The sequence below is a fragment of the Actinomadura luteofluorescens genome (assembly GCF_013409365.1).
GTDB classification, from domain to species: domain Bacteria; phylum Actinomycetota; class Actinomycetes; order Streptosporangiales; family Streptosporangiaceae; genus Spirillospora; species Spirillospora luteofluorescens.
On record NZ_JACCBA010000001.1, the window covers coordinates 8,914,224 to 8,930,592 of the forward strand.

The following is a 16,369-nucleotide window of genomic DNA, read 5'->3' on the forward strand; positions in this document are numbered from 1 at the left end:
ATGATCAACAGAGTGCTGGTCGCCAACCGCGGCGAGATCGCCCGCCGCGTCCTGCGGGCCTGCCGGGACCTCGGCGTCGGGACGGTCGCCGTCCACTCCGACCCCGACGCCGGCGCGCCGCACGTGCGGGAGGCGGACGTGGCCGGGCGGCTGCCCGGGGCGTCCCCCGCGGAGACGTACCTGTCGGTGGAGCGGCTCCTCGCCGTGGCGAGGAGCGCCGGGGCCGACGCCGTCCATCCGGGCTACGGGTTCCTGTCGGAGAACGCGGACTTCGCGCGGGCCGTCGTCGACGCGGGCCTGACCTGGATCGGCCCGCCGCCCGAGGCGATCGCCGCGATGGGCTCCAAGATCGAGGCCAAGAAGCTGATGGCCGCGGCGGGCGTCCCGGTGCTGCCCGAGCTCGACCCCGCCGGGGCCGGCGCCGCGGACCTGCCGCTGCTGGTCAAGGCGTCCGCGGGCGGTGGGGGGCGCGGCATGCGCGTCGTCCGGGCGCCGGAGGAGCTGGCGGACGCCGTCGCGAGCGGGCGCAGGGAGGCGGAGTCCGCGTTCGGCGACCCGACCGTGTTCTGCGAGCCGCTCCTGGAGGACGCGCGCCACATCGAGGTGCAGATCCTCGCCGACGCGCACGGGACGGTCTGGACGCTCGGCGAGCGCGAGTGCTCGATCCAGCGCCGCCACCAGAAGATCGTCGAGGAGTCGCCGTCCCCGGCCGTCGGTCCCGAGCTGCGCGCGCGGCTGTGCGGCGCGGCGGAGAGCGCGGCGCGCGCCATCGGGTACACCGGCGCGGGCACGGTCGAGTTCATGCTGGCGCGCGACGGCCGCTTCTACTTCCTCGAGGTCAACACCCGGCTCCAGGTCGAGCACCCGGTCACCGAGTGCGTGTACGGGGTGGACCTCGTCCGGTTGCAGATCGAGGTCGCCGAGGGCGGCCGCCTGCCGCAGTCGCCGCCGGAGCCGCGCGGCCACGCCATCGAGGTGCGCCTGTACGCCGAGGACCCCGCGCGGGACTGGCGGCCCGCCGGCGGCGCGCTGCACACCTTCGAGGTGCCGGGGGTGGACGCCGAGTTCGCCGTGCCCGCCGGGTACGGGCTGCGGCTCGACAGCGGTGTGGAGAGCGGCGCCGAGGTCGGCGTCCACTACGACCCGATGCTCGCCAAGACGATCGCGTGGGCGCCGTCCCGCGGCGCCGCTGCGCGCAGGCTGGCGGCCGCGCTGCGCGGCGCCCGCATCCACGGCCTCACCACCAACCGCGACCTGCTCGTCCGGATCCTGGAGGAGCCGGCGTTCCTCGACGGCGACACCGACACCGGCTATCTCGACCGGGTCGGCCTCGGCACCCTCGCCGCGCCGCTGGCGGACGAGGCCGCGGTCCGGGTCGGCGCGCTGGCCGCCGCGCTCGCCCAGGCCGCCGCGAACCGGGCGGGCGCCTCAGTGCTCGGCGGCCTCCCGTCGGGCTGGCGCAACGTGCGGTCCCAGCCGCAGCGCAGGACGTTCCAGGGGCCGGACGGCCCGGTGGACGTCGACTACCGGCTGGACAGGAGCGGCCTGACCTCCGAACTGTGCCCGGGCACGTCGCTGCTGTCCGCCGCGCCGGATCGTGTCGTCCTCGACCACGACGGCCTCCGCGAGACCTTCACCGTGACCGCCGCCGGGGACGCCGTGCACGTCGACTCCCGCCTTGGCCCGGTCACGCTCGTCGCCGTCCCGCGCTTCGCAGACCCGAGCGGCCGGATCGCCCCGGGCTCCCTCCTGGCCCCCATGCCCGGCACCGTCGTCCGCGTCGAGACCGGACCGGGCGCTGAGGTCGCCGAGGGGCAGACCCTCGTCGTCCTGGAGGCGATGAAGATGGAGCACCGCATCGCCGCGCCGTCGGCCGGAACGGTCACGGAACTGAACGTCACCGCGGGGCAGCAGGTCGAGTCCGGCGCCGTCCTCGCCGTCATCGAAGGGACCCCCGAATGAGCTTCGTCGAGACCGAGGAACGGCGGGCCCTGCGCGACGCCGTCGCCGAACTGGGCGGCAAGTACGGCTCCTCCTACTACGTGGAGAAGGCCAAGTCCGGCCAGAAGACCGACGAGCTGTGGGCCGAGGCGGGGCGGCTCGGCTACCTGGGCGTCAACGTGCCGGAGGAGTACGGCGGCGGAGGCGGCGGCATCGGCGACCTCGCCGCCGTGTGCGAGGAGCTGGCCGCCGCGGGCTGCCCGCTGCTGCTCATGGTCGTGTCCCCGGCGATCTGCGCGACGATCATCGCCCGGTCCGGCACGCGGGACCAGCGCGAGCACTGGCTGCCGCGCTTCGCCGACGGCTCGGTGAAGATGGCGTTCGCGATCACCGAGCCCGACGCCGGCTCCAACGCGCACCGCATCACCACCACGGCGCGCCGCGACGGCGACGGGTGGGCGCTGAACGGCCAGAAGACGTTCATCTCCGGCGTGGACGAGGCGGACGCGGTGCTGTTCGTCTCCCGCACGCAGGACCAGAAGGGCAACCTGCGGCCGTCGCTGTTCATCGTCCCGACCGCCGCTCCCGGCTTCACCTTCGCCCCCATCGACATGGAGATCGTGTCGCCGGAGAAGCAGTTCGTATGCCATCTCGACGACGTCCGGCTGCCCTACGACGCGCTCGTCGGCGACGAGGACGGCGGACTGCTGCAGCTGTTCGCCGGCCTCAACCCCGAGCGCATCATGGCCGCGGCGATGGGCGCCGGGATCGGCCGCCTCGCGCTCGGCAAGGCGGTCGGTTACGCCGGGTCCCGGCAGGTGTTCCGGACGCCGATCGGCGCGCACCAGGGCCTCGCGCACCCGCTCGCCGCCGCCAAGATCGAGCTGGAGCTGGCCCGGCTGATGGGGCAGAAGGCCGCCTGGCTCTACGACGAGGGCGACGACACGGGCGCCGGCGAGGCGGCGAACATGGCCAAGTACGCCACCGCCGAGGCCGCGATCCACTGCGTCGACCAGGCCATCCAGACCCACGGCGGCAACGGGCTCACGACCGAGTACGGCGTCGGGATGCTCGCCGGGGTCGTCCGGCTCATGCGCATCGCCCCGGTCAGCCGCGAGATGATCCTCAACTACGTCGCGCAGCACTCGCTGGGGCTGCCGAAGTCCTACTGACGATTACGGTGGCGGCGCCGGTCCGGGCGGCCTAGACTCCTGCCCGTTCCCGCGCTTTGATCAAAAATGAAGATCGCGACCTGAGGGACTCACGTGTACGGTCCGCCACCCGTTCCGCTGCCCGCCGCCGAGCCCGTGCCGCCCGCGCCGCCTCCCGCCGCGGCCCCGCGCGGCCGCCGCCTGGCGGCCTGGGGCATCGACACCGCCCTCCTCGGCGGGGCCGCGATCCTCCTCGGCATGATGACGTGGGGACGGCTGAACGGGCTCCTCGGAGACGGGCTCTGGGGCGACGCCCTGTCGGCGGCGGGCGGGCTCCTGCTGTCCGGCGGCGACGTCCAGCAGGCCGCCGAGAACTTCGGCATGGGCATCTGGAACACGGTCGTCAGCGCCGTCGAGCAGGCGCTGCTCCTGCTCGTCCTGATCGAGTTCCTGCACCAGTTCGCGGGCCAGGCCTTCGCGGGCCGCACCCTCGGCAAGGCCGTGCTCGATCTGCGCGTGGAGAACGCCAGGTCCGCCAAGTCCAGGGCGCTGCGCCGTTCGCTGGTGACCACGGCGGGCGGCACCGGCCTCTACTGCACCGCGTGGATCCTCCTCCTGCACGGCCTCTTCTTCCTCTCCCTCGTCACCTGGCTGGCGGCCGTCGCGGTGTTCCTCGCCAACAGCGCGCCGACCCTCGTCGGCGCCCGCCGCCGCGCCCTTCCCGATGTGGTGGCGGGCACGGCTCTGGTCCGCGCGGACGGGTACCGGCGGGCCGCCGAGGCCGCGCGGCAGGGCGCCGTCCTCGCCTGGGACGGCACGCAGGCGGCGGGCCAGGTCGCGGGCCAGGCCGTCCGTGAGAACGCCGCCCGCATCGCCCAGGCCGAATCGATGCAGCGCGCCCTGCAGTCGGAGCGCGCCCGGCAGATGCAGGACCTGGGCCGGCGGTCGGCCGCCCGGGTGCAGGGTGCGGTGCAGGGCGAACGAGCGCAGCAGGTCGGCGAGGCGGGCAGGCGCGCCGGCGGCCGGCTCAGGAACGCCTACCAGGAGCGCCGGGCCGCCCGGCGGCAGCCGCTGCCCCAGCAGCCGGAGCGGCCGGCTCTCCCTCCGCCCGCACCGCACTACGACCCCTACGCCCCGCCCGGCCAGTACATCCAGCCCGGACAGTACGGCCAACCCGGCCAGCCCGGCCAGCCCGGCCAGCCCGGCCAGTACGGCCCGCCCGGCCAGTACGAGCCGCCGCAGCAGCAGTAGCGGCGCAGAGCTTTCGCGGGGCCGACGAAGTCCTACCGAATCCCCCCACCTCGCCCTTTGCTCACTCTTAGTAGTCATTACGTTACATAGAGCATGGGTCGGGGAGGATCGCTACGCAAGTATCGGATGCCGGAGCGAAAGGGATGATCATGAAGAGGTGTCTTGCGGTTCTGGTTCTCGCCGCCGGGACGACGATGGCCGGGATGACCGGCCTGTCCGCCACGGCGTCGGCCGCCACGGCGTCCGGCGAGCCGATGAAGGGCCACGACCACCACTGCTGCTGTGAGCACAACGTCAACAAGAACGTGAACATCAATATCAACGGCTGACGCGACGGCCGTCCCCGCCCGGCGGTCCTTCCGGCGGGCGGCCATCTGGCGGAGACCGCGCGGTCTCCGCCAGATCGTCACTCCGCCAGGGCGTCCAGCTGCGGTTCCAGCGCCACGGGCGCGGCGAGGCGGTTGTCGACCGCCGCGTGGGGCACCGGAGGCGGCGTCCCGGGCAGCATCCGGGCGACGAAGGCGTCGAACGCGGCCAGCTTGGCGGTGTCGCGCGGCGACCCCCGCCGCTCCAGCCGGTGCCGGAGGGTCTCGGCGTCCGTCCGGATCCAGACGAGACGCACCGGCGGCCCGCCGAGGGAGGCGACCCACGCGCTCCAGCGCTCCGCGTCCCGGATGTGGCCGGTGAACGGGCCGCTCAGCAGCACCGGGCAGCCGTGCGACCGGATCTCCCGCGCCGTGGCCGTCATCCCCCCGTACTCGTGCGGCTTGACGTGCTCGTCGTACCAGGGGCCCTCGCGCTCACCGGGATCGCGGGAGGCCGCCGCGAGCGTCGCCTTCACGAAGGGCCCGAACATCGTGTCCTTGTCCAGCAGCGCAGGCACGGGACGCAGCCGCCGCAGCAGCAGGTCCGCGACCGTGGTCTTGCCGGAGCCCGGCGGGCCCGCCACCACCCAGGCCGGGGCGGGCGTCATGTCGACAGGCGCAGGCGGCGGGTCGCCAGCCGCTCGATGCGCGCCTCGTCGATCTCGTGGCCGAGGCCGGGCTGCGTGAGCGGGACGCCGACGACGCCGCCGGACGAGCGCACCGGGGGCGTCACGAACACCGGACCGCCGGCCGGATCGGACACGTCGCTCGGCAGCGTGCACCCCGGCAGGGCCGCGAGCGCGACCGCGGCGGCCTGCCCGATGCCGAACGCGCCGCAGCCGCTGCACCACACGTCCCATCCCGCCGCGTAGGCGAGGTCGTGGGCGCTGCGGGCCGCGGTCAGCCCGCCGAGCCGGTCGAGGCGCAGGTGCAGCGCGCGGCCCGCCTGCAGCGACAGGGCCGCGTCCAGCGTCTCCAGATCGCCCACGTCCGGGGCCACGGCGGTGCCCACCCGCGTCTGGAGCCGGGCGTGCGCGGCGAGGTCGCCGCCGGGGAACGGCCGCTCGATCGCGGCCAGGCCGTAGGCGTCCAGCGCCTCCAGCGCCGCCAGGTGCTCCGGCGACTCGGTGTAGGCGTGGCCCGCGTCGGCGACGAGCGCCAGAGCCGGGTACGCCTGCCGGATCGCGCGGACGGGCTCGACGTCCCAGCCCGGCCGGACGTCCAGCGTGACGCGGGTGTGGCCCGCTCCAACGGCCTTGTTGACGCGGGCCGTGACGGTGTCGATCGCCGGCTCGGGGGAGATCCGCGCGCCCGTCACGATGGAGGTGCGGGTGCCGCCGAGCGCGTGCGCGAGCGGCAGCCCCCGCGTCCGGCACCACAGGTCCCAGCAGGCCGTGTCGACGGCCGCCGCGGCCTCCCGCGCGCCGAGGTCGGCGGCGGCGGACACGTCCTCGGGCCGGTCCCAGTCGAGCCCGATGAGGGCCGGGCCCATGCGCGTCTCGATGTCCGCCCACGCGGCGCCGGGGTCCCCGGCCCCGTCCTGGACGGCCATCTCGCCCCAGCCGACGGCGTCGTCGCCGGCCAGGCGGACGAGGACGCTCTCCGGCCGCCGCCCGCGCGGCATCGTCACGCGGAAGGCGTCGCAGCCGTGGATCCGAGGCACCGCACCAGCCCTTCGAAGTAGGGGTCCTCCCTCAATGATCCCCCCTCCCCGGACCGGGAAGGACAATTCACGCGGGTCAGGACCGCCTCGGCGGGACGGGCGCCGGCCGCGGGCCGGTCCGGGCGGTCAGGGGCAGCTGGTCTCCAGCGACACCGGCTTGGAACTGGGCTTGGACGGCTCGCCGCCGTCCTGCGGGTCCGGAGAGGCGGTGGGCGAGGTCGTGGGCGAGGCGGTCGGGGTGCCGCTCGGCTTGGAGCTGACCTGCCGCGGGTCGCTGTTGACCGCGTCGGACGCCAGGGTGCGGATCTTGTCGAAGTCCGGGTTCCCGGTGTAGATCAGCGGCGGGACGAACTGCAGGCTCCTGATCTGCGCGCCGTTCTTGACCCGGTTCGACAGCTTCATCAGCGCGGGCAGCAGTTCCTGTGGAATGTCGGTCGACAGCGTCCGCTTGGCCGCCGCGGCGAGTTTGTCGAAACTGGTGAGCACGGTCTGCGGGTCGGCCTGCTCGGCGATCGCCCGCATCAGGCATTTCTGGCGGCTCATCCGCACGTAGTCGCTGCTGTTGGTGCGCGACCGCCCGTACCAGAGGGCCTCCTTGCCCTTCAGCGTCCGGTAGCCGGGCTGCAGGACGCCGCCCTGCAGCCCGTACGGGATCGGCTCGGTGATCTTGAGCTTGACGCCGCCCATGGCGTCGACGATGTCGGCGAAGCCGAACATGTCGACGAGGATGTAGTAGTCCACGCGCAGGCCGAGAACGCCGGCGACGGTGGCCTTCAGGAGTTCGGGGCCGCGGCGCTTCTTGGCGACGCCGGGCACCACGTCGGGGTGGTTCTCGGCATACTCGTAGACCTCGTTGAGCAGGCCCGGGTTCTGCGGGCCGTCGCCGGTGAAGCCGTAGGGGAAGCGGTCGCGGGCCGGGCCGGGCGGCATCGGGAACCGTTCCAGGTTCCGCGGCAGGCTCAGCAGCACCGTGTCGCCCGTCTTGGTGTCGACGCTCGCGAGCGTCACGCTGTCGGTGCGCACGCCGGTGCGGTCGGCGGCGGAGTCGCCGCCGAGCAGCAGGATGTTGACGCGCGGCTGGCCGTTGAACGGGTCCTTGGTGTCGACGGGCTTGCCGTTCTCGCTGCCGGTGCGGAAGATGCTGGTCAGCGCGTCCCGGTACACGTAGGTGCTGTGCGCGGACCACGCCACCGGCACCGCGACGGCGAAGCACATCACCGCGACGGCGGCGGCGCCGAGCGTCCGGGCGCCCGCGGCGAGGCGAGTCGGGCGCAGCAACAGGTAGGAGCGGACGACGACGAGGATCCACAGCACGCCGAGCGCGACGAGCGCGGCGGAGGCCCGCTGGAGCACCGCGGGCTGGACGGCGTAGTGGACCAGGTCGGAGCGGTAGAGCGTGGCCGCGCCCGCGAGGGCGGCGACGATCGCCGCGTACAGCGCGAGCAGCAGCCCGCCGGCGACCCGGCGGCCCGTGACGAAATGCGCGACCCCCCAGACCAGGGCGGACGCGAGCGTCAATGCCAGCGCGCGGGGAAGGCCCCCGGCTCCGCCGGAGGTACCCTCATCGTCCCTGTTCCGGGCACGCCCACTCGGCGACCGACCCATGTACGCTCCGATTCCCACCCACAGTGAATTAAGCCTCGGCTCACATTATGGACGCGTCGAACCGGGCAAAGGTTGCGTAAGAGTCGATCGCATGCGAGCGGGTGTGGCCTTTGGTGCAGATCGTCAGGATAGTGAATCCACCGCCCTTAGGGGACCCGTACTGATGATCACGTAGTGGGCAGGGAACCAGTGCGTGGGCGGCCGTCAACGGCGGAACGATCACCAGCAGGCAGAAGACCGCGACGGTGGTGCCGCCCGCGAGCCGCCACAGCGGCGAGAGCCCGTCCGGGAGCAGCACGGTGTAGGAGTGGACGATCAGCCCCGCCCACAGGGCCGCGACGAGCACGCAGCCGGCCGTCAGCGCCGCCAGCCACGCGGGCCGCGCCGCCGCCTGCGTCAGGAGCGGGCGGCCGTGCCCGGCCGCCAGGGCCGCCGTGGTCAGCGCCAGCGCCTGGACGGCCAGCAGCGCCGTCCCGAGCCGCACGCGCCCGGCCCGCAGGTGCGCGATGCCCGGCAGGGCCGGGGACACCGCGGCGATCAGCAGCGCCTCGGCCAGCCCCCGCAGCGCCGCCTCCCGCGCCCGGCGCTCCCGCTCGCGGTCCCGGACCGCCGGGCCCGGCGCATCCGCCGGCAGCGGCCGCGCCCCGGCCCCGATCGGCCCGCCGTCGACCATGGTGCGCCCCCTTCAGGGACGGAGACCCCTCTCCGTTCCCGACGTAAGAGAGTGCAGGTCAGCGAGCTGATCAGGGGGCGAAGGCGGCGGCGTGTCGCGAAAAGCGGCGGCGTCCGGCGGTGCGGAGGGGGCGCCCTTTACCAGCTGCTGGACAGCGGCTTGCCCTCGGCGTAGCCGGACGGGCTCTGGATCCCGATCACGGCGCGCTCGTGGAACTCCTCCAGGGTCCGCGCGCCCGCGTAGGTGCACGAGCTGCGCAGCCCCGCCACGATCGAGTCGATCAGGTCCTCCACGCCGGGCCGCTGCGGGTCCAGGAACATCCGGGAGGTGGAGATGCCCTCCTCGAACAGGGCCTTGCGGGCCCGGTCGAAGGGGGAGTCCTCGGCGGTGCGCAGCCGCACCGCCCGGGCGGACGCCATGCCGAAGCTCTCCTTGTAGAGCCGCCCGTCCGCGGCCCGCTGCAGGTCGCCCGGCGACTCGTAGGTGCCGGCGAACCACGAGCCCACCATCACGTTCGCGGCGCCCGCCGCGAGAGCCAGCGCGACGTCGCGCGGATGCCGGACGCCGCCGTCCGCCCACACGTGGCGGCCGAGCCGGCGCGCCTCGGCCGCGCACTCCAGAACCGCGGAGAACTGCGGGCGGCCGACGCCCGTCATCATGCGGGTGGTGCACATCGCGCCGGGGCCCACGCCGACCTTGACGATGTTGGCGCCCGCCTCGATCAGGTCGCGGGTGCCCTCGGCGGTCACCACGTTCCCGGCGACGACCGGGACGGCGGGGTCCAGCGCCCGGACCGCGGCGAGTGCGCTGATCATCTTGTCCTGGTGGCCGTGCGCGGTGTCGACGACGAGCAGGTCGGCGCCCGCCTCCAGCAGCGCCTTGGCCTTGCCGGCGACGTCGCCGTTCACGCCGACCGCCGCCGCGACGCGCAGCCGGCCCCGGGCGTCCACGGCCGGCCGGTAGAGCGTGGCGCGCAGCGCGCCGGTGCGGGTGAGGACGCCGGCGAGGCGGCCCTCGGCGTCCACGACGGGGGCGAGGCGGTGGCCGCGCTCGTGCAGCCGGTTGAACGCCTCCCGCGGGTCGACGCCGGCGGGCAGCGTGACCAGGTCGCGGGACATGATGTCTCGGAGCTGGGCGAACCGGTCCACGCCCATGCAGTCGGCCTCGGTGACGACGCCCACCGGACGGTCGTCCTCGACGACGATCACCGCGTTGTGGGCCCGCTTGGGCAGCAGCGCCAGCGCGTCGCCCGCCGTGCTGGACGGATCCAGCCGGATGGCGGTGTCCACGACCAGGTCGCGGCCCTTGACCCACTCGATGACCTCGGCGACGACGTCGACCGGGATGTCCTGCGGGAGCACCGCGACGCCGCCGCGCCGGGCGGCGGTCTCGGCCATCCGGCGGCCGGACACGGCCGTCATGTTGGCGACCACGAGCGGGATCGTGGTCCCGCTGCCGTCCGAGGCGGCCAGATCGACCTCCAGGCGCGACCCCACCGAGGAACGGCGGGGGACCATGAAGACGTCGTTGTAGGTGAGGTCGTGAGCGGAACGCTCACCGTTCAGCAGGTGCACGGCAGTACTACACACCAATCGCGTTCGCAGTGGCTGGGCCACCGTACATTGTCAGTCATACCCGGCCGTGCTCCCGCCAAGGCCGCCGGCCGGACGTTCCGGAACGCCTCCGCCATCGCGGGCAGAGCCCGTGACCAGGGGTGATGACACTGTGTCCCCGGAGGGCGTCGAGTGTCGTCTCCGCCCGTCTTCCCACCTCCTTGCAGGGATAACGAAAGTGGGCCCGTGCACCTGGTGGAAAACGGTGCAACGTGAGGCTTGGCTCTCTGTAAAGTTACCTCTTGACGTAACTGCGCCCCCGATGCACTTTTCTTACATGTGCCTCGCGCGGACGGCGGATCCGCCGTAGGGGGTGGGTCAGAAGAAACCGGGAGAAGCGCATGCAGGTCACGCACGTGGACCCGGTCGGCCATGCCCGCCCGCGCCGCGGGCCGCCCCGGCCGGGCGGCGACCGCCGGTGCGGCCACGGCCGTCCGGCGCGTCCCCCTCCGGTTCGTGTCGCGCCGCACGCGCGGCGCGGACGCGGACGCGTTGCGCTTTCGGACAGGTTTGTGCGGCATTTGAAACGTCACCGCCCGGAACCGGTCACCGACGCTTCGACGGCCGCCGGGCAGGGCGAACACGAGCAAGATCATATTTGACGTCATACCGTCCTGAAATGGAATGATCTTGCAGTTGCTGGCAAAACGATTCATCACATGTCGAGGAGGAGAGCCGTGCTGGATGCGGTCGACGCCGTGCTCGTCCGCGAGCTCCAGCGGGATGGCAGGGCGACGTTCCAGGCGCTGGCCGATCGCGTCGGGCTTTCCCGCACGGCGGTGCGGGCACGGGTGCAGCACCTTCTCGAAACCCAGGTCGTCCGCGTCGTCGGCATCGTGCACGCCGCCGTCGTCGGCGCGGAGGCGATCGGGCACGTGTCGGTCACCGTGGCGGGCTCGGCGAGGGAGGTGGCCGAGTCCGTCGCCGAGCGCGCCGCGGTCAGCTTCACCGCGCTGACCGCGGGGCCGTACGACCTGGTCGCCCAGGTGCGCACCCGCGACGACGCCGCGCTCGCCGCCGAGGTGGACCACATCAGGTCCGTCGCGGGAGTCCGCGCGGCCGAGGTGTTCCGGTCGGTGTCCACCGTGCGCGACACGCACGCGGTGGTGCGCGAGCTCGGCGAGGTCACCCTCGACGACATCGACTGGCGGCTGCTGCACGAGCTGCAGCGCGACGGCCGCGCCCCCTACACCCGGCTCGCGCACGTCATCGGCCTCTCGCAGGCCGCCACCCGGGCCCGGGTGGTCAGGCTCATGCGCACGGGCGTCATCCAGGTGACCGGCCTCGCCGACCCCCTGGCGCTCGGCGCCGCGGAGCTCGGCGGGTTCGGTCTGGTGGTGACGGGCGGGCTGCGCAAGGTCGCCGACGCGGTCGCCGCTCAGGACGGCGTCCGCTACCTGGCGACCGGATTCGGCCGCTACGACATCGTCGGGCAGGTCGAGGCGGCCTCCCGCGCCGAGCTGGTGGCCGTGTTCGACGCCATCCGGTCGGTGACCGGGGTGACGGTGAGGGAGTCCTGGCACCACCTCGACGTGGTGAAGGAGTCCTACGCCGTCCAGCTGCCCGAGCAGCCCCTCAACGGGGCGGTCTGACCGCTCCCGACGCCCCGGCCACCGCGCGACGTGGCCGGGGCGCGGGTGCGGGCCGCTAGTCGCGGCTGAGGGCGACCTCCTCCAGGTCCAGCTCGTGCATGACGCGGCTCAGGACCTCGTCGTCGATGCGCCGCTCGTCCCGCATCCGCACGAAGACGCGGCGCTCGGCCATGAGCATCTCCCGCCGCAGGCGCCGGTACGTCGCCGTCGGCACCTCCTCGCCCTCCGGGCCCGTCCCGCCCCCGAGCCGCTCCCAGGCGCGCAGCTGCCGGTGCTCGGCGAGCTGCCGGAGCCGCTCCACCACCGACGCGTCGAGCCGCTCCTCGGCGTTCAGCTCCTCCAGGCGCTCCAGCGCGGCCTGCGCGGCGGCGTGCTGCGCACCCGCCAGGGCGACGGTGTCGGCGTAGCGCTCCCGGTCCCCGCCGATGCGGAGCGCGCGGATCAGCGCGGGGAACGTCAGCCCCTGGACCAGCAGCGTCCCGAGGACGGTGGTGAACGTCAGGAACAGGATCAGGTCGCGGCCCGGGAACGGCCGGTCGCCCGAGGCGACGAACGGGACCGCGAAGGCGGCGGCGAGCGAGACCACCCCGCGCATCCCCGCCCACGACACCACGACCAGGCCGCGCCAGCCCACGTTCGGCAGCGCGCGCTCCCGCCGCGACAGCAGCCGCGGGACCTGGGAGGCGGGGAACACCCACACGAACCGGGCCGCGACCGTCACGGCGAACACCGCGGTCGCCCACCAGGCCAGCTCCTGCCAGCTCCGCCCCGACAGCTCGTCGACGATCGGGGGCAGTTGCAGGCCGATCAGCAGGAAGACCACCGACTCCAGGAGGAAGACCATGACCTTCCAGAAGGAGTGCCCGATCAGCCGGGTCACCGCGGCGGACTGGGTCTCCCGGTTGCCCAGGTAGAGCCCGCTGACCACCACGGCGATCACCCCGGAGGCGTGCACGCTCTCGGCGATGAGGTAGGCGGCGAACGGCGCCACCAGCGCGACGCCGTTCTCCACCAGCGGGTCGTTCAGCCGGGTCCGCAGCCAGTGCAGCGGCGGCCCGAGCAGCAGCCCGACCGCCGCGCCCACGACGGCGGCGAACAGGAAGCGCCCCACGCCGTCCAGGAGGGTGAACCCCGCGCCCGTCGCCGCGATCAGCGCCACCCGGAACGCGGTCAGCGCCGTCGCGTCGTTGAACAGGCTCTCCCCGACCAGGACCGTCACCGTCCGGCGCGGCAGGCCGAGGCGCTGCGCGATGCTCACCGCGGCGACCGCGTCCGGCGGCGCCACGATCGCGCCGAGCACGAACGCCGCGGCCAGCGGCAGATCGGGAACGATCAGGTGCGCGACGTATCCCACGGCGAAGGTCGTGAACAGTACCAGCCCGACCGACAGCAGGCCGATGGACCAGACGTTCTGGCGCAGGTTCGTGAACGAGCTGTTCCACGCCGCGGAGAACAGCAGCGGCGGCAGGAACACGAACAGCACGAACTCGGGATCGAGTTCGAACTCCGGCATGCCGGGGACGAAGGAGAAGGCGAGCCCCGCGATCACCAGGACCAGCGGAGCGGACAGGCCGATGCGGCGCGCCCCCGCGGCCACCATGAGTGCGCCGACCGGTATGGCCAGCAGCCAGAGTGCGTGCGTCGTTCCCACCGCCGAATCATGCCATGACCGGGCGGGACCGGCGTCGCGAGGGCGGCGGGGCAGCAGCGGTGAGGGAGGGGCGGCCGGCGGGCGCGGTCAGCGGGCGTGGTGGTCGCGGGGCGTCTGCTTGGCGAACGTCAGGAAGTCGCGGGCGGCGGGCGGCAGCCGGCGGTGCGCGTGCACGAGGCCGATCATGCGGGTGAGCGGCGGCATGAACGAGCGGACCGTCACCCCTTCGGTGTCGTCGAGCTGGTTGCGGTACCAGAGTAAGGAGCCCCGGCCCGCGCGGACCCAGCCGAGCCAGGCGCCGCGCTCGTCGGACTCCACCGCGGCGACCGGCCGCGCGCCGATCCGCCGCAGCATCGTGTCGATCTCCGCGCGGCGGGCGCTGCCGCGGGCGGGCAGGACGAGCCGCATCCCGTCCAGCGCGGCCGGCGGCACCGGCTCGCGGACCTTCAGCGCGGGCGGGGAGATCAGCACCACCTCGCGCTGCTCGAACGGGTGCGCGGTCATGTCGCCGGGGACGGGCAGGTCGGTCAGCGCCAGGTCGGCGCGGCCCCCGCGCAGCACCGCCGAGATCTGGTCGCGGTCGGCGCAGCGCACCACCCGGATCCGCACGGCCGGCTGGTCGCGCGCGAAGCGGGGGATGAGCCCGCCGGTCAGCTCCGGTTCCAGCGACGCGGTGACGGCGATGCGCAGCTCCGCGCCGCGCCCGTCGGCCCGCGTGACCGCCAGCCCCTCGATCGCGTCGACCGCGTCCAGCGCCGCCCGGGCCTGCCGGACGACCTGCTCCCCGACGGGGGTGAGGACGACGCCGCGGCCCGACCGGGCGAACAGCTCCAGGCCGAGCTCGCGCTCCAGTTCGCGCACTGCCCGCGACAGCGCGGGCTGGGCCACGTAGAGGGCTTGGGCCGCCGACGTCATCGTGCCATGGTCGGCGGTCGCCACGACATAGCGCAGCTGCCGCAGATTCATGCACCGACCGTATGCCAACGAACCGCTCCGGTCCTGGACATAGCCGGATTCGGACCGGGAATCAGTGGACCGGTCCGGTGATCAGCCCCCGGTCTCGGGCGAGGCCCTGCCGGCGTGCTCGGCCGGGACGGTCTCCGGCTCGGGCTGCAGCTGCGGCGCGCCGACCCCGCACTGGCGCCGGCATTCCGGCTCGACCGGTTCCCCGGACGGCGTGCGCAGCGCGTCGTCGCCGACGGTGAGGAAGGACAGCACGGCCCCCGCCGCCAGGAGCGCGGCACACGTGATCATCGCCAGCCGGAACCCGTGCGAGAAGACGGCGGGATTGTCGAAGGCGTCGCCCGTCAGCCCCGCCAGCGGCGGGATCGCCGCCACCGCCAGCAGCCCGGCGGCGCGCGCCACCGCGTTGTTGACGCCGCTGGCCACCCCCGCGTGGCGGACGTCCGCGGTGGCGAGGACCGTGGCGGTCAGCGGCGCGACCACCGCCGCCAGGCCCAGCCCGAACACCACCACGGCTGGCAGGACGTCCCGGACGTAGGAGGCGTTCGCGCCGATCCGGCCCACCAGGAGCATCCCGAGGGCCGCCACCACCAGCCCGACGGTCATCGGCAGCCGCGGGCCGATCTTCTGCGCGAGCGCGCCCGCCCGCGCCGACAGCAGCAGCATCAGCACGGTGACCGGCAGCAGCGCGGTCCCGGCCGCGATGGGCGAGAACCCGGTGACGACCTGGAGGTTCAGGACGAACAGGAAGAACATCACGCCCATCCCGCCGTACATGATGAACGTGACGACGTTGACGGCCGAGAACTGCCGCGAGGCGAACACGTCCAGCGGCAGCATCGGCTGCGTCGCCTTCTCGGCCGCGCGCGCCCGGCGCCCGCGCAGGCGTTCGAGCAGCACGAACGCGACGGCGGCCGCCAGGCCCGCGATCGCGGCGGCGGCGATGACGGGCGCGGGCGCGCCCCCGCCCGGCGCCTCGGTCAGCGCGTACGTCGTCCCCGCCAGGGCCAGCGCCGCCAGGGCCGCGCCGGACACGTCGAAGCGTCCGTGGGCCCGCGGGTCGACGCTCTCCGGGACGTGCCGGACCGCGACCAGCACCACGACGGCGGCGAGCGGCACGTTCAGCAGGAACACCCACCGCCATCCGGCCGCCTCCACCAGCCAGCCGCCCACGAACGGGCCGATCGCGCCGGCGACGCCGCCGAGTCCCGACCAGGCGCCGACCGCGCGCGGGCGGTCGTCGGCCGCGAACGACGCCTGGATGATCGCCAGCGAGCCCGGGGTGAGCAGCGCCCCGCCCACGCCCTGCAGCGCCCGCGCGACGACCAGCGTCCCGACGTTCGGCGCCACGCCGCACAGCACCGAGGCGACCGCGAACCACACCACGCCGACGAGGAAGATCCTGCGGCGCCCGAACCGGTCCCCGAGGGAGCCGCCCAGCAGGATGAACCCCGCGAGCGTGAGCGTGTAGGCGTTCACCGTCCACTGCAGCCCGGCCATGTCGGCGTTCAGGTCGCGGGCGAGCCGGGGCAGCGCCACGTTCACGACGGTGGAGTCGAGGAACGCCACGCTCGACCCGAGCACCGTCGCCAGCAGGATCCAGCGCCCGGGGCCGGTGCCCAGTCGGACGTCCGGCATCAGACGATCAGCTGGTCGACGAAGCACCAGCGCCAGTCCTCGCCCGGCTCGAACGACCGGACGACCGGGTGCCGTTCCTTGTCGAAGTGCGCGCTGGCGTGCCGTCTGGGCGAGGAGTCGCAGCATCCGACATGCCCGCAGCTCAGGCAGAGCCGCAGGTGGACCCAGCGTGTGCCCTCGCGAAGGCAGTCCTCGCACCCCTGGGGGGTGTTCGGGGACGGATCCTCCGCCGGGAGGGACTGCACGTGCTCACATGTGGCCAT

14 protein-coding genes are annotated in these 16,369 nt (G+C 74.0%); 5 read left to right on the plus strand and 9 right to left on the minus strand.

Annotated features, from left to right (window positions below; translation table 11 throughout):
* From BJY14_RS41095 to BJY14_RS41110, 4 genes are all read left to right on the plus strand, one after another.
* Positions 1–1,962: an acetyl/propionyl/methylcrotonyl-CoA carboxylase subunit alpha gene (locus BJY14_RS41095; protein ID WP_179848522.1), complete on the plus strand. Its 1,962-nt coding sequence runs from the start codon at positions 1–3 to the stop codon at positions 1,960–1,962.
* A complete protein-coding gene (locus BJY14_RS41100) occupies positions 1,959–3,113 on the plus strand; it encodes an acyl-CoA dehydrogenase family protein (protein WP_179848523.1) in 1,155 nt (384 codons plus the stop codon). Before BJY14_RS41095 ends, BJY14_RS41100 begins: the two co-directional genes overlap by 4 nt.
* 93 nt (positions 3,114–3,206) lie before the next feature.
* The gene (locus BJY14_RS41105; protein WP_179848524.1) at positions 3,207–4,343 is read left to right on the plus strand and encodes an RDD family protein; all 1,137 of its coding nucleotides are present in this window, start codon (positions 3,207–3,209) and stop codon (positions 4,341–4,343) included.
* A 149-nt stretch (positions 4,344–4,492) separates the two neighbouring features.
* On the plus strand, positions 4,493–4,672 hold the full coding sequence (locus BJY14_RS41110) for a hypothetical protein (RefSeq protein WP_179848525.1): 180 nt from the start codon (positions 4,493–4,495) through the stop codon (positions 4,670–4,672).
* A gap of 77 nt (positions 4,673–4,749) precedes the next feature.
* Here the strand turns inward: BJY14_RS41110 and BJY14_RS41115 are convergent, their stop codons facing one another.
* The 5 genes from BJY14_RS41115 to BJY14_RS41135 all read right to left on the minus strand — a co-directional run bounded on the left by BJY14_RS41115 (position 4,750) and on the right by BJY14_RS41135 (position 10,223).
* Entirely contained in the window at positions 4,750–5,316 is a 567-nt protein-coding gene (locus BJY14_RS41115) for a P-loop nucleotide/nucleoside kinase family protein (RefSeq protein WP_179848526.1), read from the minus strand.
* On the minus strand, positions 5,313–6,371 hold the full coding sequence (locus tag BJY14_RS41120; RefSeq protein WP_179848527.1) for an enolase C-terminal domain-like protein: 1,059 nt from the start codon (positions 6,369–6,371) through the stop codon (positions 5,313–5,315). Before BJY14_RS41120 ends, BJY14_RS41115 begins: the two co-directional genes overlap by 4 nt.
* A 126-nt stretch (positions 6,372–6,497) precedes the next feature.
* Positions 6,498–7,889: an LCP family glycopolymer transferase gene (locus BJY14_RS41125; protein WP_246396301.1), complete on the minus strand. Its 1,392-nt coding sequence runs from the start codon at positions 7,887–7,889 to the stop codon at positions 6,498–6,500.
* Between the two features lie 127 nt (positions 7,890–8,016).
* The gene (locus BJY14_RS41130; RefSeq protein WP_179848529.1) at positions 8,017–8,649 is read right to left on the minus strand and encodes a hypothetical protein; all 633 of its coding nucleotides are present in this window, start codon (positions 8,647–8,649) and stop codon (positions 8,017–8,019) included.
* Positions 8,650–8,786: 137 nt separating this feature from the next.
* Complete coding sequence (locus BJY14_RS41135) at positions 8,787–10,223, minus strand: GuaB1 family IMP dehydrogenase-related protein (protein ID WP_179848530.1); 1,437 nt, start codon at positions 10,221–10,223, stop codon at positions 8,787–8,789.
* 716 nt (positions 10,224–10,939) lie between these two features.
* On the opposite strand from BJY14_RS41135, the gene BJY14_RS41140 reads away from it, so the two are divergent.
* Positions 10,940–11,854: an Lrp/AsnC family transcriptional regulator gene (locus BJY14_RS41140; protein ID WP_179848531.1), complete on the plus strand. Its 915-nt coding sequence runs from the start codon at positions 10,940–10,942 to the stop codon at positions 11,852–11,854.
* 55 nt (positions 11,855–11,909) lie between these two features.
* Here BJY14_RS41140 and BJY14_RS41145 read toward each other — a convergent pair whose 3' ends face one another.
* The 4 genes from BJY14_RS41145 to BJY14_RS41160 form a co-directional block, all read right to left on the minus strand.
* On the minus strand, positions 11,910–13,505 hold the full coding sequence (locus BJY14_RS41145) for a Na+/H+ antiporter (protein ID WP_179848532.1): 1,596 nt from the start codon (positions 13,503–13,505) through the stop codon (positions 11,910–11,912).
* 87 nt (positions 13,506–13,592) lie between these two features.
* Positions 13,593–14,471 (minus strand): LysR family transcriptional regulator, encoded by an 879-nt coding sequence (locus tag BJY14_RS41150; protein WP_179848533.1) that lies wholly within the window; start codon positions 14,469–14,471, stop codon positions 13,593–13,595.
* An 81-nt stretch (positions 14,472–14,552) separates the two neighbouring features.
* Entirely contained in the window at positions 14,553–16,106 is a 1,554-nt protein-coding gene (locus BJY14_RS41155; RefSeq protein ID WP_179848534.1) for an MFS transporter, read from the minus strand.
* On the minus strand, positions 16,106–16,369 hold the full coding sequence (locus tag BJY14_RS41160) for a ubiquitin carboxyl-terminal hydrolase 14 (protein WP_179848535.1): 264 nt from the start codon (positions 16,367–16,369) through the stop codon (positions 16,106–16,108). Before BJY14_RS41160 ends, BJY14_RS41155 begins: the two co-directional genes overlap by 1 nt.